The organism is Polaromonas sp. P1_E11, from assembly GCF_056405995.1.
The window spans coordinates 237,554-261,451 of the sequence record NZ_JBFUBA010000006.1 but is presented as its reverse complement, the minus strand read 5'-3'; the positions used below and the strand labels follow the sequence as shown (position 1 = coordinate 261,451).

Annotated in this window: 19 protein-coding genes and 2 tRNA genes; 19 read left to right on the top strand and 2 right to left on the bottom strand. The window is 60.0% G+C overall.

The window, feature by feature from the left end; all coding sequences use genetic code 11:
* The 19 genes from AC1D11_RS19710 to AC1D11_RS19620 form a co-directional block, all read left to right on the top strand.
* A partial coding sequence (locus tag AC1D11_RS19710; RefSeq protein ID WP_477651471.1) for an EF-Tu C-terminal domain-related protein occupies positions 1 to 278 on the top strand: 278 nt, incomplete at its 5' end.
* A gap of 16 nt (positions 279 to 294) precedes the next feature.
* Positions 295 to 370, top strand: a tRNA-Trp gene (locus AC1D11_RS19705).
* Positions 371 to 503: 133 nt separating this feature from the next.
* Positions 504 to 887: a preprotein translocase subunit SecE gene (gene secE, locus AC1D11_RS19700; protein ID WP_477647105.1), complete on the top strand. Its 384-nt coding sequence runs from the start codon at positions 504 to 506 to the stop codon at positions 885 to 887.
* Positions 888 to 955: 68 nt separating this feature from the next.
* Positions 956 to 1,483, top strand: coding sequence for a transcription termination/antitermination protein NusG (gene nusG, locus AC1D11_RS19695; RefSeq protein ID WP_228778638.1), 528 nt, complete (start codon positions 956 to 958; stop codon positions 1,481 to 1,483).
* 139 nt (positions 1,484 to 1,622) lie between these two features.
* Positions 1,623 to 2,057 carry a 50S ribosomal protein L11 gene (gene rplK, locus AC1D11_RS19690; protein WP_007871338.1) on the top strand — a complete coding sequence of 145 codons (435 nt, stop codon included), beginning with the start codon at positions 1,623 to 1,625 and terminating at the stop codon, positions 2,055 to 2,057.
* Positions 2,054 to 2,749: a 50S ribosomal protein L1 gene (gene rplA, locus AC1D11_RS19685; RefSeq protein WP_457282626.1), complete on the top strand. Its 696-nt coding sequence runs from the start codon at positions 2,054 to 2,056 to the stop codon at positions 2,747 to 2,749. The genes rplK and rplA overlap by 4 nt, the downstream gene beginning before the upstream one ends.
* Before the next feature lie 262 nt (positions 2,750 to 3,011).
* Entirely contained in the window at positions 3,012 to 3,542 is a 531-nt protein-coding gene (gene rplJ / locus AC1D11_RS19680) for a 50S ribosomal protein L10 (protein ID WP_477647104.1), read from the top strand.
* Between the two features lie 29 nt (positions 3,543 to 3,571).
* Positions 3,572 to 3,949 carry a 50S ribosomal protein L7/L12 gene (rplL, locus tag AC1D11_RS19675; RefSeq protein ID WP_431094480.1) on the top strand — a complete coding sequence of 126 codons (378 nt, stop codon included), beginning with the start codon at positions 3,572 to 3,574 and terminating at the stop codon, positions 3,947 to 3,949.
* Positions 3,950 to 4,290: 341 nt separating this feature from the next.
* The gene (gene rpoB / locus AC1D11_RS19670; protein WP_477647103.1) at positions 4,291 to 8,403 is read left to right on the top strand and encodes a DNA-directed RNA polymerase subunit beta; all 4,113 of its coding nucleotides are present in this window, start codon (positions 4,291 to 4,293) and stop codon (positions 8,401 to 8,403) included.
* A 27-nt stretch (positions 8,404 to 8,430) separates the two neighbouring features.
* Positions 8,431 to 12,651 carry a DNA-directed RNA polymerase subunit beta' gene (rpoC, locus tag AC1D11_RS19665; RefSeq protein ID WP_477647102.1) on the top strand — a complete coding sequence of 1,407 codons (4,221 nt, stop codon included), beginning with the start codon at positions 8,431 to 8,433 and terminating at the stop codon, positions 12,649 to 12,651.
* A gap of 296 nt (positions 12,652 to 12,947) precedes the next feature.
* Entirely contained in the window at positions 12,948 to 13,541 is a 594-nt protein-coding gene (locus AC1D11_RS19660; RefSeq protein WP_477647101.1) for a LemA family protein, read from the top strand.
* A gap of 254 nt (positions 13,542 to 13,795) precedes the next feature.
* On the top strand, positions 13,796 to 14,800 hold the full coding sequence (locus AC1D11_RS19655) for a M48 family metalloprotease (protein WP_477647100.1): 1,005 nt from the start codon (positions 13,796 to 13,798) through the stop codon (positions 14,798 to 14,800).
* A 163-nt stretch (positions 14,801 to 14,963) separates the two neighbouring features.
* Positions 14,964 to 15,314, top strand: coding sequence for a c-type cytochrome (locus AC1D11_RS19650; RefSeq protein WP_477647099.1), 351 nt, complete (start codon positions 14,964 to 14,966; stop codon positions 15,312 to 15,314).
* A gap of 12 nt (positions 15,315 to 15,326) precedes the next feature.
* Entirely contained in the window at positions 15,327 to 16,637 is a 1,311-nt protein-coding gene (locus AC1D11_RS19645) for an NAD(P)/FAD-dependent oxidoreductase (RefSeq protein WP_477647098.1), read from the top strand.
* A 177-nt stretch (positions 16,638 to 16,814) separates the two neighbouring features.
* On the top strand, positions 16,815 to 18,245 hold the full coding sequence (gene rsmB / locus AC1D11_RS19640) for a 16S rRNA (cytosine(967)-C(5))-methyltransferase RsmB (RefSeq protein WP_477647223.1): 1,431 nt from the start codon (positions 16,815 to 16,817) through the stop codon (positions 18,243 to 18,245).
* Entirely contained in the window at positions 18,196 to 18,888 is a 693-nt protein-coding gene (locus AC1D11_RS19635; RefSeq protein ID WP_477647097.1) for a DUF4390 domain-containing protein, read from the top strand. Before rsmB ends, AC1D11_RS19635 begins: the two co-directional genes overlap by 50 nt.
* Positions 18,885 to 21,188, top strand: a complete 2,304-nt coding sequence (locus tag AC1D11_RS19630; RefSeq protein WP_477647096.1) for a sensor histidine kinase — start codon at positions 18,885 to 18,887, stop codon at positions 21,186 to 21,188. Before AC1D11_RS19635 ends, AC1D11_RS19630 begins: the two co-directional genes overlap by 4 nt.
* A 67-nt stretch (positions 21,189 to 21,255) precedes the next feature.
* Positions 21,256 to 21,936 carry a response regulator gene (locus AC1D11_RS19625; RefSeq protein WP_457282636.1) on the top strand — a complete coding sequence of 227 codons (681 nt, stop codon included), beginning with the start codon at positions 21,256 to 21,258 and terminating at the stop codon, positions 21,934 to 21,936.
* A gap of 57 nt (positions 21,937 to 21,993) precedes the next feature.
* Positions 21,994 to 22,069, top strand: a tRNA-Phe gene (locus tag AC1D11_RS19620).
* 122 nt (positions 22,070 to 22,191) lie between these two features.
* On the opposite strand, the gene AC1D11_RS19615 is transcribed toward AC1D11_RS19620, so the two are convergent.
* Both AC1D11_RS19615 and AC1D11_RS19610 read right to left on the bottom strand, forming a co-directional pair.
* Positions 22,192 to 22,959, bottom strand: coding sequence for an SDR family NAD(P)-dependent oxidoreductase (locus tag AC1D11_RS19615; protein ID WP_477647095.1), 768 nt, complete (start codon positions 22,957 to 22,959; stop codon positions 22,192 to 22,194).
* Positions 22,960 to 23,108: 149 nt separating this feature from the next.
* Entirely contained in the window at positions 23,109 to 23,801 is a 693-nt protein-coding gene (locus tag AC1D11_RS19610; RefSeq protein WP_477647094.1) for a FadR/GntR family transcriptional regulator, read from the bottom strand.
* Between the last annotated feature and the right edge of the window lie 97 nt (positions 23,802 to 23,898).

The window sequence follows — 23,898 nt, the reverse complement described above, 5'->3', positions numbered from 1 at the left end:
CGCACTTCACCGGTGAGATCTACGTTCTCTCCAAGGACGAAGGCGGCCGCCATACGCCATTCTTCAACAACTACCGTCCCCAGTTCTACTTCCGCACGACGGACGTGACCGGTGCGATCGAGTTGCCAGAAGGCAAGGAAATGGTCATGCCAGGCGACAACGTGTCGATCACCGTCAAGCTGATCAACCCGATCGCCATGGAAGAGGGCCTGCGCTTTGCCATCCGCGAAGGCGGCAAGACCGTCGGTGCCGGCGTCGTTGCCAAAATCATTGCGTAATTTGTAAGGTTGATGGAGGGGTATAGCTCAATTGGCAGAGCGTCGGTCTCCAAAACCGAAGGTTGTAGGTTCGATTCCTACTGCCCCTGCCACCCGGCTTTGATGAGTGTCGATGCTGAGGGTGGTTTGAAAAGATAAAAAGCAAGCCCGCCAGGAGTCAAAAAACTCCAGGTGGGCTTAAGCGTCTGCAGGGACGCATGAAGATTGAACAGGAAATCGGCGACCATGGCCTCTTCTCAAGTTGAAACCGTCAGTACCAACGCCGACAAGGCCAAGTTGGGTGTGGCTGTCGCACTGGTGCTGGCCTCGCTGGTGGGCTTTTACTTCTTTGCCAAACAGGGCCAGGTAGCCCAGTGGGGTGCCTTGATTGCTGGTTTGGTGGCCGCGGTTGCTGTGTTCATGACCTCGGAGTCGGGCAAGCAATTTGTGGCTTTTGGGCGGGACTCGTGGCGCGAGGTCCGGAAGGTTGTCTGGCCAGCCCGTAAAGAGGCGATCCAGATGACGGCCTATGTATTCGGTTTTGTGGTGATCATGGCCTTGTTCTTGTGGCTTACCGATAAAACACTCGAGTGGGTGTTTTATGACCTGATCCTGGGATGGAAAAGATAATGAGCGATCTGAACGGCACGGTAGTCAGCGAAGTGGCGGCGGGAACGTCCCTCACGCCGACCCCAGGCATGCAGTGGTATGTCGTCCATGCCTATTCCGGCATGGAAAAAGCGGTCGAACGCAACATTGTTGAGCGCATCAACCGTGCGGGCATGCAGTCCAAGTTTGGTCGTTTCCTGGTGCCCACTGAAGAAGTGGTTGAAATCAAGAACGGCCAGAAGAAAACGACCGAGCGCCGGTTTTTTCCGGGCTATGTGCTTGTTGAAATGGTCATGGATGATGAGACCTGGCATCTGGTGAAACACACCAACAAGGTGACGGGCTTTGTCGGTGGTGCCAAGAATCGCCCGGCTCCCATTTCTGAAGAAGACGTCCAGAAAATCGTCAGTCAGATGCAGGTCGGTACCGAGAAGCCGCGCCACAAGGTCGAGTTTGAAACGGGCGAATACGTCCGCGTCAAGGACGGCCCTTTCACCGACTTCAACGGTACGGTGGAAGAAGTCAACTACGACAAGAACAAGGTGCGAGTGTCGGTCACGATCTTCGGGCGTGCTACGCCGGTAGAGCTGGAATTCAGCCAGATCGAAAAAACGTAATTTCGATTCGGTAAATAATTTCGCGCCTTGCAACTCGGCGCGAAACGGTCCTTGCGGACTGTTTTGAGTTGTGTAACCCCCGGGGAGCCCGGACCTGCCTTGGCAGCGTTCAGGCGTTATGACCCGCAAGGAGAAAAGTATGGCGAAAAAAATCGTCGGCTTCATCAAGCTGCAAGTGCCAGCTGGTAAGGCCAACCCGTCCCCCCCGATCGGCCCTGCGCTCGGTCAGCGTGGCCTGAACATCATGGAATTCTGCAAGGCATTCAATGCCCAGACCCAAGGTGTTGAGCCAGGTCTGCCATTGCCTGTGGTGATCACGGCATTTGCCGACAAGAGTTTTACCTTCGTCATCAAGACGCCTCCGGCAGGCGTTCTGATCAAAAAAGCCATCAAGCTCGACAAGGGTTCGTCCACGCCGCATACGGTGAAGGTTGGCAAGATTTCTCGCGCACAGCTTGAAGAGATCGCCAAGACCAAAATGAAAGACATGACGGCTGCTGACCTCGATGCTGCAGTTCGTACGATTGCCGGTACGGCCCGATCCATGGGCGTGTCGGTGGAGGGTGTTGTATGAGCAAACTGACCAAACGCCAGAAGACCATTGGCGACAAAATCGACAGCAACAAGCTGTACGCCATTTCCGACGCCCTCGGCCTCGTGAAGGAATTTGCTGTCGCCAAGTTCGATGAATCCATCGACGTGGCTGTCCAGCTCGGCATCGATGCCAAGAAATCCGACCAGGTCGTTCGCGGCGCTGTCGTGCTGCCAAACGGCACCGGCAAGACCAAGCGCGTGGCCGTATTCGCCCAGGGTGCCAAGGCTGAAGAAGCCAAAGCCGCTGGCGCAGATATCGTCGGCATGGACGATCTGGCTGCTGAAATCAAGGCAGGCAAGATGGACTTCGACGTGGTGATTGCTTCCCCCGATGCCATGCGCATCGTGGGTACGTTGGGCCAAGTGCTCGGTCCCCGCGGCCTGATGCCCAACCCCAAGGTTGGCACCGTGACGCCTGACGTGGCGCAAGCCGTCAAGAATGCCAAAGCCGGCCAGGTTCAGTTCCGCGTCGACAAGGCCGGTATTGTTCACGGCACGATTGGCCGCCGCTCGTTCGACACCGCCAAGTTGCAAGGCAATCTGGCTGCATTGATCGACGCGTTGCAAAAAGCCAAGCCGGCTTCGAGCAAGGGCGTGTATTTGAAGAAAGTGGCGGTTTCGTCAACGATGGGTGTAGGCGTTCGCGTCGACACGCAAACTATCGCAGCGTAATCGCAGAAATTTGAACAACCCGCAGGGGTTGTTCAATGTGGTGGGCTGCCGGGGTTCGCTCCGGCAGGTCATCAAAGACCGTTGGCGTGGCAGGCTTTTTGGGCTTGCCGCTTAATCGAAAGACAGCCAACGCAGATGGCGGTCCCGCTGCAGATGGTTTTGCAAAGAATCTGAAACAGTTGGTCGCTGAACATGAGCGTGTTGAAGGTTGAAGGTGGTGAAAGCCGCTGGAAGCTGACCACACATTTTTAAGGAGTAGACCTTGAGTCTCAACCGCAGTGAGAAACAAGCCGTCATTGATGAAGTGACTGGCCTCGCCGCTAAAGCTCAAACGCTCGTGATGGCGGAATACCGTGGTATCACGGTCGCTGACATGACCCGTCTGCGCAGCCAAGCCCGCGACAAAGGCGTGAACCTGAGTGTTCTGAAGAACACCCTGGCTCGCCGTGCCGTGGCTGGTAGCGCATTCGAAATCGTGTCCGACCAGATGACGGGCCCGCTGATCTATGGCTTTTCCACAGATGCTGTGGCTGCTGCAAAAGTAGTCGCTGACTTCGCAAAAACCAATGACAAATTGGTAATTCGCGGTGGTGCATTCGGTGGTAAATCCCTGGACGTGAACGGCGTGAAGCAACTGGCCAACATTCCTTCCAAGGAAGTGTTGCTCGCCCAGTTGTGTGGCTTGCTGATGTCGCCTATGTCGCGTACGGCCGTTGTGCTGGGCGCCCTGGCGGCCAAAAAGGGCGGCGGCGCAGCCGATGCCCCCGCAGCAGCTGAAGCTGTAGCAGCGTAATTTGTACCCAACTTTTTAGGAAATTCAAAATGGCATTCGATAAAGACGCATTTTTGACCGCGCTGGATAGCATGACGGTCCTCGAACTCAACGAACTGGTGAAATCCATCGAAGAGAAATTTGGCGTGAGCGCAGCTGCGATGGCTGCTCCCGCTGCTGGCGGTGGCGGCGGTGCTGCTGCAGCTGCTGAAGAAAAGACCGACTTCAATGTCGTGCTGCTCGAAGCTGGCGCCAACAAGGTGTCGGTCATCAAGGCCGTTCGCGAAATCACGGGTCTGGGCCTGAAAGAAGCCAAGGACCTGGTTGACGGTGCTCCGAAGAACGTCAAGGAAGGCGCTCCAAAGGCTGACGCAGAAGCTGCGAAGAAGAAGCTCGAAGAAGCCGGCGCGAAAGTCGAACTCAAGTAATTCTTGGTGTTTGAGAAGGCTGGAAGACCGTAGTCGGGCTTCCAGCCTTTCGTGTTTCAAGGAACACACCGAAAAGCAGACTTAACCGTCTGCTTTCCAGTGTTCTTCAAACCCTGACAGGCCTGTAGCCTGCCCAGTGTTTTGTAGAAACACTGGAAAAATGATTGGTATCAGTCCTTTTTCCAGTGTTTTCTGACCCCGACTGCAGAAAACGCCTTGGTTCGGGTGACGTGCAATGCGTCACCGTCCGCCATGGTTGGTAGTGGCCAACCACCAAGCTGCCTGAATACGTGGTGTATTCGGGCACGAGAGTCGCCAGAGCCCATCAACGCGGAGAACTCATGGCCTATTCCTACACCGAACGTAAACGCATCCGCAAAAGCTTCGGCAACCGCGAAAGCGTGTTGACTGTTCCCTATTTGCTGCAAATGCAGAAAGACGCGTACACAGCGTTCCTGCAAGCCGACCGTGCACCTCAAAAGCGCACCGTGGAAGGCCTGCAGGCAGCGTTTGAAAACGCTTTCCCCATCGTCTCGCACAATGGTTTTGTCGAGATGAAATTCATCGAGTACAACCTGGCCAAGCCCGCGTTTGACGTGCGTGAATGCCAGACCCGTGGACTCACTTTCGCCTCGGCCGTACGCGCCAAGGTGCAGCTGATCATTTATGACCGCGAATCCTCCACGTCGCAGTCCAAGGTGGTCAAGGAAGTCAAAGAGCAAGAGGTTTATATGGGCGAAGTGCCGCTCATGACCGACAAGGGCTCTTTTGTGATCAACGGGACCGAGCGCGTGATCGTGTCCCAGTTGCACCGTTCGCCTGGCGTGTTTTTTGAACACGACAAGGGTAAGACCCATAGCTCGGGCAAGCTCCTGTTTTCGGCTCGTATCATTCCCTACCGCGGTTCGTGGCTCGACTTCGAGTTCGACCCCAAAGACATCCTGTACTTCCGGGTTGACCGTCGTCGCAAGATGCCTGTCACGATTCTGCTCAAGGCCATTGGCCTGAACCCGGAATCCATCCTGGCCAACTTCTTTGTGTTCGACAATTTCCGCCTGATGGATAGCGGTGCACAAATGGAATTCGTGGCCGAGCGTATGCGCGGTGAAGTGGCTCGTTTCGACATTACCGACAAAAACGGCAAGGTCGTGATCGCAAAAGACAAGCGCATCACCGTTCGCCATACCCGCGAGCTGGAGCAAAGCGCCACCACGACAATCAGCGTTCCCGAAGATTTCCTGATCGGCCGTGTGGTCGCCAAGAACATCGTTGATGCTGAGACCGGTGAAATCATCGCCAAGGCCAATGATGAACTGAGCGAAGTGCTGCTGAAGAAGTTGCGCGTTGCCGGTGTGCAGGACCTGCAGGTTTTGTATACCAATGAACTCGACCAGGGCTCGTACATTTCCCAGACTTTGCGCTCCGACGAAACCGCAGACGAGTTTGCTGCGCGCGTTGCCATTTACCGCATGATGCGCCCCGGCGAGCCGCCCACCGAAGATGCCGTGCAGGCCCTGTTCCAGCGCTTGTTCTACAACCCGGATACCTACGATCTGTCCAAGGTCGGCCGCATGAAGTTCAATGCCCGCGTGGGCCGCGATTCATCCACTGGCCCCATGGTCATGACCAACGAGGACATCCTCGCTGTCGTCAAGATCCTGGTGGACCTGCGCAACGGCAACGGTGAAGTCGATGATATTGACCACCTCGGCAACCGCCGCGTGCGTTGTGTCGGCGAACTCGCTGAAAACCAGTACCGCACCGGTCTGGCACGTATCGAAAAGGCCGTGAAAGAGCGCCTCGGCCAGGCCGAGCAAGAGCCGCTGATGCCGCACGACCTCATCAACAGCAAGCCAATTTCGGCTGCGCTGAAAGAGTTTTTCGGTGCATCGCAACTCTCGCAGTTCATGGACCAGACCAATCCGCTGGCCGAAATCACCCACAAGCGCCGTGTTTCGGCCCTTGGCCCAGGCGGCTTGACCCGCGAACGCGCCGGTTTTGAAGTGCGCGACGTGCACGTGACCCATTACGGACGTGTCTGTCCGATTGAAACGCCTGAAGGTCCGAACATCGGTCTGATCAACTCGCTGGCCTTGTATGCCCGCCTCAACGAATACGGTTTCATTGAAACGCCGTATCGCCGTGTGGTGGACGCCAAGATCACCGACCAGATCGACTACCTGTCGGCCATCGAAGAAGGCAAATACGTTATCGCCCAGGCCAACGCGGCTCTGGACGATGCCGGCAAGCTGACCGGTGACCTCGTGTCTGCCCGGGAAAACGGTGAGTCCGTCCTGGTGGGCGCTGAGCGTGTCCAGTACATGGACGTGTCTCCTGCACAGATCGTCTCGGTGGCGGCTTCGCTGGTTCCGTTCCTGGAGCACGATGACGCCAACCGCGCGTTGATGGGCGCCAACATGTCCCGTCAGGCCGTGCCAGTACTGCGTCCCGAAAAGCCGCTGGTCGGCACGGGCATTGAGCGCGTCGCGGCGGTTGACTCCGGCACCGTGGTGACTGCCAACCGTGGCGGTGTGGTGGACTATGTTGATGCAACCCGTATCGTGGTGCGCGTGAATGATGCAGAAGCCCTCGCCGGCGAAGTCGGTGTGGACATCTACAACCTGATCAAGTACCAGCGTTCCAACCAGAACACCAACATCCATCAGCGTCCTATCGTCAAGATCGGTGACAAGCTGGCCAAGGGTGATGTGATTGCCGACGGTGCATCGACTGACCTGGGCGAAATCGCCATCGGCCAGAACATGCTGATCGCGTTCATGCCGTGGAACGGCTACAACTTCGAGGATTCGATCCTGATCTCCGAGCGCGTGGTAGCCGAAGACCGCTACACCTCGATTCACATCGAAGAACTCGTCGTGATGGCCCGTGATACCAAGCTGGGTGCCGAAGAAATCACACGCGATATCCCCAACCTGTCCGAGCAACAGCTGAACCGCCTCGACGAATCCGGCATTATTTATGTCGGCGCTGAAGTCCAGCCTGGCGACACGCTGGTCGGCAAGGTCACGCCCAAGGGCGAGACCACGCTGACGCCGGAAGAAAAGCTGCTGCGCGCCATCTTCGGCGAAAAAGCCAGCGATGTGAAAGACACGTCGCTGCGCGTGAGCCAGGGCTCGCAAGGCACCGTGATCGATGTGCAGGTCTTCACCCGTGAAGGCATTGTGCGCGACAAGCGTGCCCAGCAGATCATCGACGACGAGCTCAAGCGTTTCCGCCTGGACCTGAACGACCAGTTGCGCATTGTGGAAGCCGATGCGTTTGACCGTATCGAAAAGCTGCTTATCGGCAAGGTTGCCAACGGCGGCCCGAAAAAGCTGGCCAAGGGAACCAAAATCGACAAGGCCTACCTGGCCGATGTCGAGAAGTACCACTGGTTTGACATTCGTCCTGCCGATGACGAAGTGGCTGCCCAGCTCGAAAGCGTCAAGAACTCGATGGAGCAGACGCGCCACAGCTTTGACCTGTCTTTCGAAGAAAAGCGCAAGAAACTCACGCAGGGCGACGAATTGCCGGCGGGCGTGCTCAAGATGGTCAAGGTTTACCTTGCCGTCAAGCGCCGCCTGCAGCCTGGCGACAAGATGGCCGGCCGCCACGGCAACAAGGGTGTCGTGTCCAAGATCGTTCCGGTCGAAGACATGCCGCACATGGCCGATGGCACACCGTGCGACATCGTGCTGAACCCGCTGGGCGTGCCTTCGCGCATGAACGTGGGCCAGGTGCTTGAGGTGCATTTGGGCTGGGCCGCCAAGGGCCTGGGCCATCGCATCGGCGACATGCTGCAAGCCGAAGCCAAGGTGCAGGAAATCCGCAAGTTCATGGAAACGATCTACAACAAGTCAGGCCGCGCAGAGGACCTGGCGAAGTTGTCGGATACCGACATCATCGAAATGGCCGGCAACTTGACCACCGGTGTGCCTTTTGCCACTCCCGTGTTTGACGGCGCTTCCGAGGCCGAGATCATGGGCATGCTCCAGCTGGCTTATCCGGACGACATTGCCAAGGCCAAGGGTCTGACGGCAACGCGTACCCAGGCCCAGCTGTATGACGGCCGTACGGGTGATGCGTTCGAGCGCACGACCACGGTGGGCTACATGCACTTCCTGAAACTTCACCACCTGGTGGACGACAAGATGCATGCACGTTCGACCGGTCCATACTCGCTCGTTACCCAGCAGCCGCTGGGCGGCAAGGCGCAGTTCGGCGGACAGCGTTTCGGCGAGATGGAGGTCTGGGCGCTCGAAGCATACGGCGCTGCCTACACGCTGCAGGAAATGCTCACCGTCAAGTCGGACGACGTGCAGGGCCGTACCAAGGTCTACGAAAGCATCGTCAAGGGCGAGCACGCGATCACGGCCGGCATGCCCGAGTCGTTCAACGTGCTGGTCAAGGAAATCCGCTCGCTCGGTATCGACATCGAACTCGAACGCAGCTAATCAACAGGAAAGAAAAGGATTTAACTCATGAAATCATTACTCGACCTGTTCAAGCAATTCACGCCGGATGAGCATTTCGATGCCATCAAGATCGGCATGGCTTCGCCCGAGAAGATCCGTTCGTGGTCTTTCGGCGAAGTGAAGAAGCCTGAAACCATCAACTACCGTACCTTCAAGCCAGAGCGCGATGGTCTTTTTTGCGCCAAGATCTTTGGCCCCATCAAGGACTACGAGTGCCTGTGCGGCAAGTACAAGCGCCTGAAGCACCGCGGTGTCATCTGCGAGAAGTGCGGCGTTGAAGTCACGCAAACCAAGGTTCGCCGCGAGCGCATGGGTCACATCGACCTGGCCGCACCGTGCGCGCACATCTGGTTCCTGAAATCGCTTCCGTCGCGCCTGGGCCTGGTGCTCGACATGACGTTGCGCGACATCGAACGCGTGCTGTACTTCGAAGCATATGTCGTTACTGATCCTGGCATGACCCCGCTGAAGAAATTCAGCATCATGTCGGAAGACGACTATGACGCCAAGCGCAAGGAATATGGCGACGAGTACACCGCCAAGATGGGTGCCGAAGGCATCAAGGACCTGCTCGAAGGGCTGGACCTCGACGTCGAAATCGAGAAGCTGCGCAATGACCTGACCGGCTCCGAAATCAAGATCAAGAAAAACGCCAAGCGCTTGAAATTGATGGAAGCGTTCAAGAAGTCCGGTATCAAGCCGGGCTGGATGGTGCTCGACGTGCTGCCTGTGCTGCCGCCGGACCTGCGTCCGTTGGTGCCACTGGACGGCGGCCGTTTTGCGACCTCCGACCTGAACGACCTGTATCGCCGCGTGATCAACCGCAACAGCCGTCTGCGTCGTTTGCTGGAGCTGAAAGCGCCTGAAATCATTGCCCGCAATGAAAAGCGCATGCTGCAGGAAGCTGTGGACTCGCTGCTGGACAACGGACGCCGCGGCAAGGCCATGACGGGCGCCAACAAGCGCGCACTGAAGTCTCTGGCCGACATGATCAAGGGCAAGTCAGGCCGCTTCCGCCAGAATTTGCTGGGCAAGCGCGTCGACTACTCGGGCCGTTCTGTTATTACCGTGGGCCCAACGCTCAAGCTGCACCAGTGCGGCTTGCCCAAGCTCATGGCGCTGGAACTGTTCAAGCCTTTCATCTTCGCGCAACTCGAGTCGCGCGGCATCGCCACGACCATCAAGGCGGCCAAGAAGGAAGTCGAATCCGGCACGCCAGTGGTGTGGGACATCCTGGAAGAGGTGATCAAAGAGCACCCCGTGATGTTGAACCGTGCGCCTACGCTGCACCGCCTTGGCATCCAGGCCTTTGAGCCCATCCTGATCGAAGGCAAGGCCATCCAGCTGCACCCGCTCGTCTGCTCGGCCTTCAATGCCGACTTCGACGGTGACCAGATGGCTGTCCACGTGCCGCTGTCGGTGGAAGCACAGATGGAAGCCCGCACATTGATGCTGGCTTCGAACAACATCCTGTTCCCTGCCAATGGCGAGCCGTCCATCGTTCCTTCGCAGGACGTTGTGCTGGGTCTGTACTACACGACCCGCGACCGTACCAACGGCAAGGGCGAAGGCCTGGTGTTCTCCGACACCGGCGAAGTCCGCCGCGCATTTGACGCGGGTGAGCTCGACCTGAACGCCCGCATCAGCGTGCGCCTGACCGAGTACACCAAGGACAAAGCCACGGGCGAGTTCGTGCCGTCGACCAAGCTGTGGGAAACCACGGGCGGCCGCGCATTGCTGTCCGAGATCCTGCCCAAAGGTTTGCCTTTCTCCAACATCAACAAGGCGTTGAAGAAAAAGGAAATCTCCAAGCTGATCAACGTGTCTTTCCGCAAGTGCGGATTGAAAGAGACCGTGGTGTTTGCCGACAAGCTGCTGCAGTCGGGCTTCCGCCTGGCGACAAAAGCCGGCATCTCGATCTGCATCGACGATATGTTGATCCCCAAGGAAAAGCCGGCCATCATTGCGCGCGCGCAAAAGGAAGTCAAAGAAATCGAGCAGCAGTATGTCTCGGGCCTGGTGACATCCGGCGAGCGCTACAACAAGGTGGTCGACATCTGGGGCAAGTCCGGCGACGAAGTCTCCAAGGTGATGATGGCCCAGCTTTCGAAAGAGAAAGTACTGGACCGCAACGGCAAGGAAGTCGAGCAGGAGTCCTTCAACTCCATCTACATGATGGCCGACTCCGGCGCCCGCGGTTCCGCTGCGCAGATTCGCCAGGTCGCCGGTATGCGCGGTTTGATGGCCAAGCCAGACGGCTCCATCATCGAAACGCCGATTACGGCCAACTTCCGTGAAGGCCTGAACGTGCTGGAGTACTTCATCTCCACCCACGGTGCCCGTAAGGGTCTGGCCGATACGGCGTTGAAAACGGCCAACTCCGGCTACCTGACGCGCCGCCTTTGCGACGTGGTTCAGGATCTGGTGGTCACCGAAGAAGACTGCGGCACGCAAGAGGGTTCCCTCATGCGCGCCATCGTCGAAGGTGGTGAAGTCATTGAATCGCTGCGTGACCGTATCCTCGGCCGCACGGCGGTTGAAGACATCCTGCACCCGGAAAACCGCTCGGTGCTGGCCAAAGCCGGGATCATGCTGGACGAAGACCTGATCGAAGAGCTCGAAGCAGCCGGCGTGGACGAAGTGAAAGTGCGCACGGCACTGACCTGCGAAACCCGTTTCGGCCTGTGCGCCAAATGCTATGGCCGAGATCTGGGCCGCGGCGGCCTCATCAACATCGGCGAAGCCGTCGGTATCATCGCCGCCCAGTCGATCGGTGAGCCCGGCACGCAGCTGACGATGCGGACCTTCCACATCGGCGGCGCCGCATCGCGCGCAGCGATCGCCTCCAGCGTAGAAGCCAAGTCCAACGGCGTGATCGGCTTCAACGCACCGATGCGTTATGTGACCAACAGCAAGGGCGAACTGGTCGTGATCGCTCGTTCCGGCGAGATCATCATCCATGATGAACATGGCCGTGAGCGTGAGCGCCACAAGGTGCCTTATGGCGCCACACTGACCGTCAAGGCCGACCAGACCATCAAGGCTGGCGCCATTCTGGCCAACTGGGATCCGCTGACGCGCCCCATCATTACCGAGTTCGCCGGCAAGGTGGCCTTCGAGAATGTGGAAGAAGGCGTGACGGTTGCCAAGCAGGTTGACGATGTGACGGGTCTGTCCACCCTGGTGGTGATCGATCCGAAACGCCGCGGCGCCACGAAAGTGATCCGTCCGCAGGTCAAGCTGATCGACGCCTCCGGCCACGAAGTCAAGATCCCCGGCACCGATCACTCGGTGACGATTGGCTTCCAGGTGGGTGCGCTGGTCCAGGTGCGTGATGGCCAGGACGTGGGCCCCGGTGAAGTGCTGGCCCGTATCCCGATCGAAGGCCAGAAGACCCGTGACATTACCGGCGGTCTGCCGCGTGTTGCCGAGCTCTTCGAAGCCCGTACGCCGAAAGACAAGGGCACGCTGGCCGAAATGACCGGTACCGTGTCCTTCGGTAAAGAGACCAAGGGCAAGGTTCGCTTGCAGATCACTGATCCCGAAGGCAAGGTCTGGGAAGACCTGGTTCCGAAGGAAAAGAACATCCTGGTGCACGAAGGCCAGGTGGTCAACAAGGGCGAGTCGATTGTGGACGGCCCGGCCGACCCGCAAGACATCCTGCGCCTCCTGGGCATGGAAGAGCTGGCACGCTACATCGTCGACGAAGTGCAGGACGTTTACCGTCTGCAGGGCGTGAAAATCAACGACAAGCACATCGAAGTGATTGTTCGCCAGATGCTGCGCCGCGTGGTCGTTGAAAACGTGGGTGATTCCAGCTACATCGCCGGTGAACAGGTCGAGCGTTCCGCCATGCTGGATGCCAACGACGCCCTGCGCGCCGACGGCAAGATTCCGGCAACGTTCAGCAACTTGTTGCTCGGTATCACCAAGGCTTCGCTGTCGACCGATTCGTTCATTTCTGCGGCTTCCTTCCAGGAAACCACCCGCGTGCTCACCGAGGCTGCCATCATGGGCAAGCGCGACGAGTTGCGTGGCTTGAAAGAAAACGTGATCGTCGGTCGCCTGATTCCTGCCGGTACCGGCATGGCCTACCACGAGGCACGCAAAGCCAAGGACCAGATGGACGACGCAGAGCGCCGCGCCATTGCTGAAGCCGAAGCGGCCGAGCTCGAAGCCATGCCCGCCGCTGCCGAAGCGGGTGGCGACAGCGCGGCTTCCGAGTAAGCCAGACTGACTCCCGCGCCGTAGAAGGCGCCAGGCCCCACATTCCGCAAGGGTGTGGGGCTTTTTTATGGGCAGTTTTCTTGCTGTTTTCTGGTGGCCTGTCAGTGAAAATTCAAGAAGAATTCGGCTTTAACGCATATCTGACGGGCGCAAGCAGCTATCAAAACGATAGCGTTTCGCAGCGTTTAAATGCAGGCTGCACGCTTGCCGTTTGAGCCCAAAAACAGTTAACCTCGCGGCAGCTGCCCGCCGAACTGTCGGGTGAGTGTCAGCTCATGTCGCACCAAGGAATATCCATGCCTCTTAGCACGCTTGTTTTCGTCATTGTGTTTGCCTTGCTGGTTTTCTGGGCCGTCGGCGCCTACAACCGGCTGGTTCGGCTGAAAAACATCATTGCCAACGCTTTCGGCCAGATCGATGTGCAGCTCAAGCGTCGCTATGACCTGATCCCCAATCTGGTTGAAGCCGCCAAGAAATACCTGCAGCATGAGCAAAGCACGCTGGAGGCCGTGATGCTCGCACGCAATCAGGCGCGCACAGCCAGCGATGCAGTGCGCAGCCGCCCCGCCAATGCCGGCGCTGTTGTGGCGCTTGCTGCTGCGGAGCAGGCGCTGGACGGTAGCCTGGGCCGCCTTTTTGCCGTAGCCGAGGCCTACCCCGAACTCAAGGCCGACCAGACCATCCGTGAACTTAGCGAAGAGCTCACCAGCACTGAAAACAAAGTCGGTTTTGCCCGGCAGGCCTATAACGATGCCGTGCTGGACTACAACAATGCGCAGGGGCAGTTTCCCGCGCTGCTGATTGCCCGCACGTTCGGTTTTGGGCCTTCAGCCATGTTGCGCGCCACCGAGACGCCAGCTGAGCGCCAGGCTGTGCGTGTCCAGTTCTGATGACGTGGCCCCCACGCTTGTCACTTCTTGTACCACGCGAGGCCTTGCAGGCCGCGGCTCGCGAGACGCTTCGCCCGTGTCGCCTGTCCAAAGCTGCTCAAGCAGTTTTGGAGTCGCAGGCTCCAGCCCCTCGGGGGCCGCTGCGCCTGCGGCCCGGCAAAGCCGGTTCCGCGGCCCTGGCTGGTTTGGATCCTCTGTAAGCCGCCTGAGTGCTCCTCAGGTATTGAAAGATGAGATGACTCGAGGGACTGTGAATGCGGTTCTTTGAGCGACAAGAAACGGCGCGTGGGCAGACCACGCAGTTGCTGGTGCTGTTTGGCTTGGCGGTGTTCGCGTTGGTCGTTGCGGTCAATGCCGCATTGGCGCTCACCTGGCGCCTGGTGGCCCCCGGGTTCAGTGGCTACCCCGGCTACTTTTTTGCGGTGAACACGGGCGTGACCCTTCTGTTCGTGTTTGGCGGCTGGTGGCTGGAAACCTCCGCGCTCCAGGGCGGTGGCGAGAAGCTGGCGCGCCGTGCCGGTGCCCGCGAAGCCTGGCCGGCCAGCCGTGAGTCTGAACAGAAGCTGTGCAACATCGTGAGTGAACTGGCCATCGCCTCCAGCATGCGCCCGCCCCAGGCCATGGTGCTCGACCGGGAGGAGGGCATCAACGCGTTTGCCACCGGCTGGGATGAGGACGACTCGGTGGTCGCGGTGACGCGCGGTGCACTGGAGTACCTGACGCGAGACGAGCTGCAGGGCTTGGTGGCACATGAATTCAGCCATATACGCGAAGGCGATACGCGCCTGAACATGCGGCTGGCAGGCATGGTGTTCGGGCTTGAGATGGTCTTCAACCTCGGACGCAGCATGTGCGCGCAGAATGACAGCGGCGGGCGGTCTTTCCTTGCCTTGCCCGGCTTTGCCATCATGGCCACAGGCTCGCTCGGGTGGCTTGCGGGGCGCGCACTGAAGGCGGCGGTATCACGCCAGCGTGAGTTTCTGGCAGATGCACGGGCAGTGCAATTCACGCGCAGCAAGGATGGCCTGGGCGGCGTGCTGCGCAAGGTGGCGGGCCAGCAGGCGCAGGGGCTGATGCCGCGCAGCGTGCACCCGGCCGTGCAACACATGCTGCTGGTGGGCCTTCGCGCAGACACCCACTGGTTCGCCAGCCATCCTCCATTGGCCGAGCGCATTCGCCGCATCTATGGCCGGTCAATGGAGGCGCTACCCACGCAGCGCGATGATGAAATGCCGACGCGGCCGGACGCCATTTTCTAGATTCGCCATGGCAGCAATAACTTTCCAATAAGCACATCGCCATTGGGTTGAACGGCAAGGCTCCAGCTGCTGCCGAAGTACTGGATACTCCCTATAGGGTGCAGAGCGCACCGCGTTAAATTTTCAGTTGAAAAGACGGCTGCCCAAAACGACAGGAGAACCTATGAGAACGTTACGTCTTCCAATACCCAGGAGGCTCAAGCGCCTTGCGTTGCCCTTGCTCTGCCTTGCGCTCAGCCCCATGGCGCAGGCGCAAGACGCCGGCAGCAAAGAAACGCTTTACGCCAGGGGTCTGGCGGCAACCTGCGCCAACTGTCACGGTACCAATGGCAAAGTGGTTCAGGGTTCCGCGGTCACCTCACTTGCAGGCCTCGACAAGGGTTACATCGTTGCGCAGATGAATGCCTTCAAGGCCGGCACGCGGCCCGCCACGGTGATGCACCAGATCAGCAAGGGTTTCAACGACGCGCAGATCGAGTCGCTGGCGAGCTACTTTGCCGCTCAAAAGAAGTAAGGAGCAAACACCATGAACACGCCTCTTCACACTGTTTCGCTGGCAGGTCTCAAGCGCCGCTCTTTCCTGCAGTCCAGTGCCGCTTTGGGTTTGCTGGGTCTGGCCGGCTGCGCCAGCACTTCCATTCCGTCCAGCGCCAAAGTTGTGGTAATTGGCGGCGGCTACGGCGGCGCTACAGCTGCCAAATACGTGCGCCTGCTTTCGGACAACAAAATCGACGTGGTGTTGATCGAGCCGCAGGAGGCGTTTATTTCGTGCCCCATTTCCAATCTCGTGCTCAGCGGCGGTAAACAGATTGCGGATCTCACCACATCGTACGCGGGCCTGTCGCGCAACCACGGCATCACTGTGGTGAAGGACTACGCCAGCGCCATCGACACCGCGAAGAAAACGGTCACCCTGGCAGGCGGCACCACCATCGCCTATGACAAGCTGGTGGTCTCGCCTGGTGTGGAACTGATGTTCGGCAGCATCGAGGGCCTGAAAGACGCCAATGCCTCCGGCCAGGTCCTGCAGGCCTGGAAGGCCGGCGCGGAAACCGTGGCGCTGCGCCGGCAGCTTGAAGCCATGCCCGACGGCGGCGTTTACGCGATCACCATTCCAGAAGCGCCATACCGCTGCCCACCCGGCCCGTATGAACGCGCCAGCGTCATTGCCGGCTACTTCAAGGCCGCCAAACCGCGCAGCAAGGTGCTCATCCTTGATGCCAACCCGGATGTCACGTCCAAAGGGCCGCTCTTCAAGAAGGTGTGGGCCGAGCAATACAAAGGCATCATCGAATACCGCGGCCAGCACAAGGCCACCGCGGTTGACGCCAAAGCCGGGATCATCAAGTTCGATGTGCAGGACGATGTCAAGGCCAACGTGCTGAATGTGCTGCCTTCCATGCGCGCCGGCACGATTGCCGTGCAGGCGGGCCTTAACAACCAGGCCAACAACCGCTGGTGCGGCGTTAACTACCTGACGTTTGAATCCACTGCCGCAAAGGACGTTCATGTGCTGGGCGACTCCATCCAGGTCGCCCCCGCCATGCCCAAGAGCGGCCATATGGCCAACAACCACGGCAAGGTGGCGGCGGCCGCGATCGTCGCGCAGCTCTCGGGTTGGGATGTGAACCCCGCGCCCATGCTGACCAACACCTGCTACAGCTTTGTCGACAACAAGAACGTGATCCACGTCGCCAGCGTGCATGAATACGTGGTGGCTGAGAAAACCTTCAAAGCGGTTGCCGGCTCCGGCGGCGTCAGCACCGGGCCTACAGAGCTCGAGGGTGTCTACGCACTGAACTGGGCCAGCAATATCTGGGCAGACACGCTGGTTTAGCCCCCACGGTCGTTCGCTTCGCGTAACTCCCTGCCCCCCGAGGGGGCCGCCGCCTGCGGCCTGGCAAAGCCGGTTCCGCGGCTCATGCTTGCATTTCATTCCTCCTCGAAGGACGTTGATCTCTTGGCTGGTCTAATACGGGTTGGCCGTCCGTTCCGGGCGGCAGACGTGAGACAGATGCAAGACAACCCGACCCAAGTCCCCCTGTGGCGCCAGCTTCAGGGCGCTGCTTCCCTTTTAATGGCCGTGCGCGACGGCCAGTCCATGACAGCCGCGCTGGAAGACGTCGACGCTGCGTTGCGGCCCGGCGTGCAGTCGCTGGGCTTTCACACCCTGCGTTGGCTGGGCCGCGCCGAGGCCTTGCGCCAGCAACTGGCGCGCCGCCCGCCGCCGTCCGAGGCGGATGCGCTGCTGTGTGTCGCGCTGGCCTTGGCCTGGAACGAAATCGATGTCAACCGGCCGGAACAATTTTCCGACAGGCCGCCCCTAGGAAAATTAGCCCCCTCGGGGGGCAGCGCAGTACGCGAAGCGACAAGCGTGGGGGCCAGATACACAGCCCACACTTTGGTCGACCAGGCCGTTGAAGCCGCCAAGCGCGGCGACGCCACACAGCACCAGGCCAGCTTTATCAATGGCTGCCTGCGCCGGTTCTTGCGCGAACGCGAGGAGCTGCTGGCCCGCACCGAGAAAAGCCCGCAGGCCGTGTGGAACCATCCCCAATGGTGGATAGACCGGGTGCGCAAGGACCATCCCGGGGACTGGCAGGCCATACTGCAGGCCAACAATACCCAGGCACCGCTGATTTTACGAATTAATGAGAGAAAAACGACTCGAGCCCAATACCAACGGGCGCTGGCCGCTATCAATATTGAAGCAATGCCGGTCGGCAAGCAGGGGGTCATCCTCGCCCGTGCGCAGGCCGTGAGCTCGTTGCCGGGCTTTGCGGAAGGGCATTTTTCGGTGCAGGACGCTGCAGCGCAGCTGGCTGCGCCTTTGCTCCTGGAAGGTCTAAGTACCGGGGCCGGGGAAACCGGAAGGCTGAAAGTGCTGGATGCATGCGCTGCACCCGGAGGCAAAACCGCCCACTTGCTTGAATTCGCTGATTGCGATGTGACGGCGCTGGATATCGACGCGCGCCGCTGCGAACGCGTGAAGCAGAATCTGCATCGCCTGGGTCTGCAGGCCGACATCCGTGTCGGCGATGCCGGCCAGCCTGATTCCTGGTGGGATGGGCAGGCATTCGACGCGATCCTGCTGGACGCGCCCTGTACCGCCTCGGGCATCGTGCGGCGCCACCCGGATGTACGCTGGCTGCGCCGGCCCACGGACATCGCCCAATTGGCCGACATCCAGGCGCATTTGCTGAAAACGCTCTGGCTTTTGCTCAAGCCCGGCGGGCGCCTGCTGTATTGCACCTGTTCAGTTTTTCGTGCGGAAGGCGACAACCAGATACAAACGTTTCTTACGCACCACACCGACGCCTTATTAAAGCCCTCGCCGGGGCATTTGCTCCCCCAAAGTGGCGTCGGAGCGACAGTCTTCCCGGACAATTTGATGCGTGAACACGACGGTTTCTATTACGCCCTTCTCGAAAAGCGCAGCCGCTGACGGCTGGCGGCGTGCGGTGGGCATCATGGTGCGTTTCCTGCAGGGGCTGTGCCTTTGCATCGCAATGGCCGCACCGGGACTGGCGTCGGCCACCGAGATCACGCAGCTGCGCGTGGAGCGCGGTGACGACGGTGTTCACCTGTCCGCGCAAGTCCGGTTTGAGCTTCCGGCCGTGGTGGAGGACGCCCTGCTCAAGGGTATCCCGATGTTTTTTGTGGTCGAAGCCGATATTTACCGCGACCGCTGGTACTGGACGGACCCGCGCGTGGCCAGTGCGGCCCGCACCGTTCGCCTGGCTTACCAGCCATTGACCCGTCGCTGGCGCGTCAACATCGCTTCGGGCCTCATCACCAGTTCGGTGGGCCTGCGCGCCACACTGAACCAGAATTACGAAACCCTTCCTGAGGCCCTCTCTGCCATCCAGCGCGTAGCGCGCTGGAAAATCGCCGACGCGGCCGAGGTCGACCCCGACGCCGCCCACAAGCTTGATTTCAGTTTCAGGCTCGACCTGACGCAGCTGCCGCGCCCCTTCCAGATCGGGGTTGCCGGGCAAAAAGACTGGAATATCTCCGCGCAGGTCAGGGAGCGGCTGAAACTGGAGCCCGCCACGCCTGTGGTCTCCAGCGCCGAGGGCGTCAAGTGAACCTGCAGGTCAGCGGCGGCTCACTCAGGAGCAGCAAGGCTTTTCGCTGGACGGTCGGTGTCGGCGTGGGGGCCATCGCAGCGCTCGGCCTGGTACTGATGTTCCTGCTGACGCAGGCCACCGGCAATCGCGAGCTGTACGAGCGCAATTACGCGCTGCTCTTCGTGCTCAACGTGGCCGTTGCAGGCCTGCTGCTGCTGGTCATCGGATGGATCGTGGCGCGCCTTGCACTGCGGCTGTACCGCGGCCGCTTTGGCAGCCGGCTGCTGGTCAAACTGGCCGCCATCTTTGCATTGGTCGGCCTCATGCCGGGGCTCATGATTTATGTGGTGTCCTACCAGTTTGTGTCGCGGTCCATTGAAAGCTGGTTTGACGTGGAAGTGGAGGGGGCGCTGGCGGCCGGGCTGAACCTGGGCCGGGCCACACTGGACACCCTGGCCGCCGACCTTGGCAACAAGACACGGCAGGCCGCCACCCAGATTGCCGAGACGCCGGACGCCATGGCCGGCCTGGCACTTGAACGCCTGCGCGACCAGCTCCAGGCCAGCGATGTGGTGCTCTGGAGCCCCTCGGGCCAGGTGATAGCCAGCGCCGGTGAGTCGAGGTTTCTGCTGAAACCCGAACGCCCTTCGGTGCAGCAACTGCGCGCAGCACGCACACAGCGCGTTGTCACGCAAATTGAAGGTCTCGACGAGGTGGTGTCCGCCGGCAACGGCGAGTTGACCACGGGAGCTGCCGGCATCGCGCCGGGGGCCACTGCGCGGGTCAAGGCGATTGCCGTGGTGAACAACCCCAACGTGAATGTGTTGGGGGATGCCCGTTTTCTGCAGGTAACCCAGCTGCTGCCTGAGGGCCTGGTGGCGAATGCCGTCGCCGTCCAGGAAGCCAACCGCGAATACCAGGAGCGCGCGCTGGCACGCGGCGGCCTGCGCAAGATGTACATAGGCACGCTCACGCTCAGCCTGTTCCTGGCCGTATTCGGCGCGGTACTGCTGGCCGTGGTGCTGGGCAACCAGTTGGCCAAACCGCTGCTGGTGCTGGCGGAGGGCGTGCGTCAGGTGGCCCAGGGCGACTTGACGCCCAAGGCCGCCCTGCAGGGCAAGGACGAGCTGGGCGGGCTCACGCGTTCTTTCGCCGACATGACCCAGCAGCTGGCCGATGCCCGCTCGGCGGTGCAGCAAAGCATGAGCCAGGTTGACGCCGCACGCGCCAACCTGCAGACCATTCTGGACAACCTGACCGCCGGTGTGATCGTGCTGGATGTGCATGGCCGCATCCAGTCCAGCAACCCTGGGGCTACCCGCATCCTGCGTGCACCGCTGGCGGCGTACCACGGAAAGTCGCTGGGCGAAGTGCCGGGGCTGGGCCTGTTTGCCAAAGACGTGCTGGCCCAGTTCACCGATTACCTCAGCGAAAGTGCGCCGCACGGGCTCGAGCATTGGCAGCAGTCTTTTGAACTCAATGCGGCCGTGCCGGGTGCACCCGACAACGCCATCACGCTGATCGCCCGAGGCGCCAAGATGCCGGGCACCGAAGAATTTTTACTGGTGTTTGACGATGTTTCCGAAATGGTGTCGGCCCAACGCGCGCAGGCGTGGGGTGAGGTGGCGCGCCGCCTGGCCCACGAAATAAAAAATCCGCTCACACCCATTCAGCTGTCGGCTGAGCGCCTCGAAATGAAGCTCACTGGCAAGGTCGGCGAGCCCGAGCAACTGCTGCTGACCAAATCCGTCAAGACCATCGTCGACCAGGTCGACGCGATGAAGCGGCTTGTGAATGAATTCCGCGACTACGCCCGCCTGCCGGCAGCTGAGCTCAAGCCGGTTGACCTCAATGCATTGATCAACGACGTGATGCAGCTCTACCTCAGTGACGGTCACAGCGAACTGCGCAGCGACAGTGCCGCGGTTCCGGTGGTCACCGAGCTGGACCCCAAGGCCCCAAAAATCCAGGGCGACGATCAGCAACTGCGCCAGGTCATCCACAACCTGCTGCAAAACGCCCAGGATGCGCAGGAAGGCAAGGAGGACGGACGGGTCACGCTCAAGACCGAATACTCTGAAACGTCCAGGCGTGTGCGTTTGACGGTGCGCGACAACGGAACAGGTTTCCCCGAACACATCCTTAAACGCGCGTTCGAGCCTTACGTCACGACCAAGGTCAAGGGTACGGGACTGGGGCTCGCGGTCGTCAAAAAAATTGCAGATGAACACGGAGCCCGCATCGATATTTCGAACCGCGTGGCAGACGGTTTGGTGCAAGGGGCACAAGTGTCGTTATCATTTGCAGTTGTGGCTTAACAACACATTCAGTAACACTTCGATATCCGCACGGCATTCGCAATAACAGGCAGGCAGCAATTCAATCATGGCAAATATTCTGGTGGTCGACGATGAGCTGGGCATACGCGACCTTCTCTCAGAAATTCTTAATGACGAAGGGCATCAGGTCGAGCTCGCCGAGAACGCCGCTCAGGCCCGCGCCGCCCGCGGTCGCTCCAGGCCCGACCTGGTGCTGCTGGACATCTGGATGCCCGACACCGACGGCGTGACGCTGCTCAAGGAGTGGTCTTCCAGTGGCCTGCTGACCATGCCCGTCATCATGATGAGCGGTCACGCCACGATCGATACGGCAGTCGAGGCTACCAAGATCGGCGCCATGGCGTTTCTTGAGAAACCCATCACGCTGCAAAAACTCCTGAAGGCCGTGGAGCAGGGCCTCACCAAGGCAGCTCCCCGCAAACCCGCCGTAATGAACAGCAGCCCTGCGGCACACGCAGCCGACCTCACGGTAGAAGCCGTGATGACCGGCGGGACCTTGCCGACACCTGTTGACCTGGGTCCCCAGGCCACACAAAGCTTTTTGCTTGAAAAGCCCCTGCGCGATGCACGTGACGAATTTGAAAAAGCCTATTTCGAATTTCATTTGGCCAAGGAAGGCGGCTCCATGACCCGTGTGGCGGAGAAAACCGGTCTTGAGCGTACCCACCTCTACCGAAAGCTCAAGCAACTCGGTGTCGATCTGACCCGCGGCAAACGCGGCGTCTGACCCTGAAGACCCAGGGGACCGGACACCCCTTTCGGGTGATATATAATCTGAGGCTCAGGCCCGGTAGCTCAGTCGGTAGAGCAGAGGATTGAAAATCCTTGTGTCGGTGGTTCGATTCCGCCCCAGGCCACCAGATGCGCAAGCCCTTGATTCCTAACGGATTCAGGGGCTTTTTCAATTCTGGGGCGTCGCTCCTGGTAGGGCCGCCCTTGTCAGATTTCGATGGAATTCAATATCCTTCGGGTGGCCCATCAATCATGTCCACCCCCCATCGACAACCAAATCCTGCGCCGTCATCATCTCGCTGTCGTCGGAAGCCAGGAACAGTGCCGCCTTCGCAATGTGTTCAGGCATCAAATCTCCCGGCAGGCATTGCGCGCGAGCCAGATCTGCCTTGGACTCGGGTGTGACCCACAGCCGCAACTGCTTTTCCGTCATGGTCCAACCCGGCACCAGGGTGTTCACCCGAATGCGGAAGGGCCCGAAGTCTCGCGCCAGGCTCCTGGTGAGCCCTTGCACGGCCGCCTTGCAGGTGGTGTAAACCGGCATGCCGCCTTGCTTGAGCATCCAGCTGACCGAGCCGAAGTTGACGATGGAGCCGCCGCCAAGCGCTTTCATGTCTGGCACGACTTCCTGCGCCGCGAAGAACTGGTGCTTGAGGTTCACGGCGACACCCGCGTCCCAGGATTGCGGTGTCGTGTCCTCGATCAGGTGTCGCTCGTCGTTGGCCGCGTTGTTCAGCAACACCCGGATCGGCCCGATCTGGGAGCGAAGCATTTTGATCGCCCGGCGCATTTCGTCAGTGTCGGTGACGTCGCTGCGCATGAAATGCACGCGCTTGCCGAGCTCCTTCGCCACACTTGCCTGAAGGGCGAGCGCGTTGTCCACATCGATGTCGATGAACCCGACCTTCGCATCCTGCGCAGCGAACTGCCGCACCAGGGTGGCACCGATGCCGGTCGACCCCCCGGTGATGAGGACGGACCGGTCCTTCAGGCTGGGATAGCGGGTTTGCATGTTCATGTGAATCGTCTCCTGAATTGCGATGTGCAGCGGCGGGGTGCACGCGCGATGCTAGGCCCGACTCGGGCCCGGCACCAATTCAATTTCCGGCGCGAGCGATAGCAAACTGCGCATCGTGGGCTCATGGATGCACGCCTCAGGGGACGGGGTCAGTCCCCCACCCAACGCAGCTCGGAGGCGCGCAGATGGGCGAGCATGGCAGCCTGTGCGGCTATCGGATCGCGTGCATCCAGAGCGCTGAGAATAGCCTCATGTTCCTTCAGCGCAGCCTTCCAGGTGCGTGGGTTCTCGTATTTCGAAGACAGCTTGGCCGAGATCGGGCTGTGCCGTTCATCGAACAACTCGGCGATGATGCGGGCCATAACGGAATTACCACTCATCTGCGTAAGCGTCATGTGAAAGCGTCGATCAAGATTCAGCGGGGCGCGGTTGCGATCCGTTTCAGCCCTCATTCTCGTGACGATCGTCCTGAGCTGCTTGAGCTGCTCAGGGGTGCCGCGCGCGCAGGCAAGGATCACCACCGCGCTCTCCAGGGCGGAGCGCGTCTGCATCAGTTCCCTTGGGCTCTCGCCGAGTGCGGGTGTGGCCTTCCCGGAAGTGCGTTTGGGCTGCGGGCAGACGTAGACACCGGAGCCGCCACGGATTTCGACACTGCTCTGGACGTCCAGGGCGATCAATGCCTCGCGCAGCGAAGGGCGTGACACGCCCAGAAGCAATGCCAGATCGCGCTCGGCCGGCAGGCGGTCGCCGACCTGGAACGATCCTTTGGCGATCAGTTCCCTGATCTGATCGGCGATCTGCTGATACAGGCGACGGGGTTCGGCAGGCTTGGTAACTCTCATGGCGGGGAAGGTGTAACGAAAGGATCATACCGTCGGGCAGTGCCTCTGCGCGGCCATGGCCGGCAAGTTGCGGTGGAAAAACCTTGTCTGGTCAGAC

What these genes read in the sequence shown, in the direction of transcription:
- AC1D11_RS19625 (WP_457282636.1), top strand. Translation starts at nt 21,256, where the DNA reads ATGGCAAATATTCTGGTGGTCGACGATGAGCTGGGCATACGCGACCTT.
- nusG (WP_228778638.1), top strand. Translation starts at nt 956, where the DNA reads ATGCAGTGGTATGTCGTCCATGCCTATTCCGGCATGGAAAAAGCGGTC.
- AC1D11_RS19660 (WP_477647101.1), top strand. Translation starts at nt 12,948, where the DNA reads ATGCCTCTTAGCACGCTTGTTTTCGTCATTGTGTTTGCCTTGCTGGTT.
- rplA (WP_457282626.1), top strand. Translation starts at nt 2,054, where the DNA reads ATGAGCAAACTGACCAAACGCCAGAAGACCATTGGCGACAAAATCGAC.
- AC1D11_RS19610 (WP_477647094.1), bottom strand. Translation starts at nt 23,801, where the DNA reads ATGAGAGTTACCAAGCCTGCCGAACCCCGTCGCCTGTATCAGCAGATC.
- AC1D11_RS19655 (WP_477647100.1), top strand. Translation starts at nt 13,796, where the DNA reads ATGCGGTTCTTTGAGCGACAAGAAACGGCGCGTGGGCAGACCACGCAG.
- rpoB (WP_477647103.1), top strand. Translation starts at nt 4,291, where the DNA reads ATGGCCTATTCCTACACCGAACGTAAACGCATCCGCAAAAGCTTCGGC.
- rplK (WP_007871338.1), top strand. Translation starts at nt 1,623, where the DNA reads ATGGCGAAAAAAATCGTCGGCTTCATCAAGCTGCAAGTGCCAGCTGGT.
- secE (WP_477647105.1), top strand. Translation starts at nt 504, where the DNA reads ATGGCCTCTTCTCAAGTTGAAACCGTCAGTACCAACGCCGACAAGGCC.
- AC1D11_RS19650 (WP_477647099.1), top strand. Translation starts at nt 14,964, where the DNA reads ATGAGAACGTTACGTCTTCCAATACCCAGGAGGCTCAAGCGCCTTGCG.
- AC1D11_RS19615 (WP_477647095.1), bottom strand. Translation starts at nt 22,959, where the DNA reads ATGAACATGCAAACCCGCTATCCCAGCCTGAAGGACCGGTCCGTCCTC.
- AC1D11_RS19645 (WP_477647098.1), top strand. Translation starts at nt 15,327, where the DNA reads ATGAACACGCCTCTTCACACTGTTTCGCTGGCAGGTCTCAAGCGCCGC.
- rpoC (WP_477647102.1), top strand. Translation starts at nt 8,431, where the DNA reads ATGAAATCATTACTCGACCTGTTCAAGCAATTCACGCCGGATGAGCAT.
- rplL (WP_431094480.1), top strand. Translation starts at nt 3,572, where the DNA reads ATGGCATTCGATAAAGACGCATTTTTGACCGCGCTGGATAGCATGACG.
- rsmB (WP_477647223.1), top strand. Translation starts at nt 16,815, where the DNA reads ATGCAAGACAACCCGACCCAAGTCCCCCTGTGGCGCCAGCTTCAGGGC.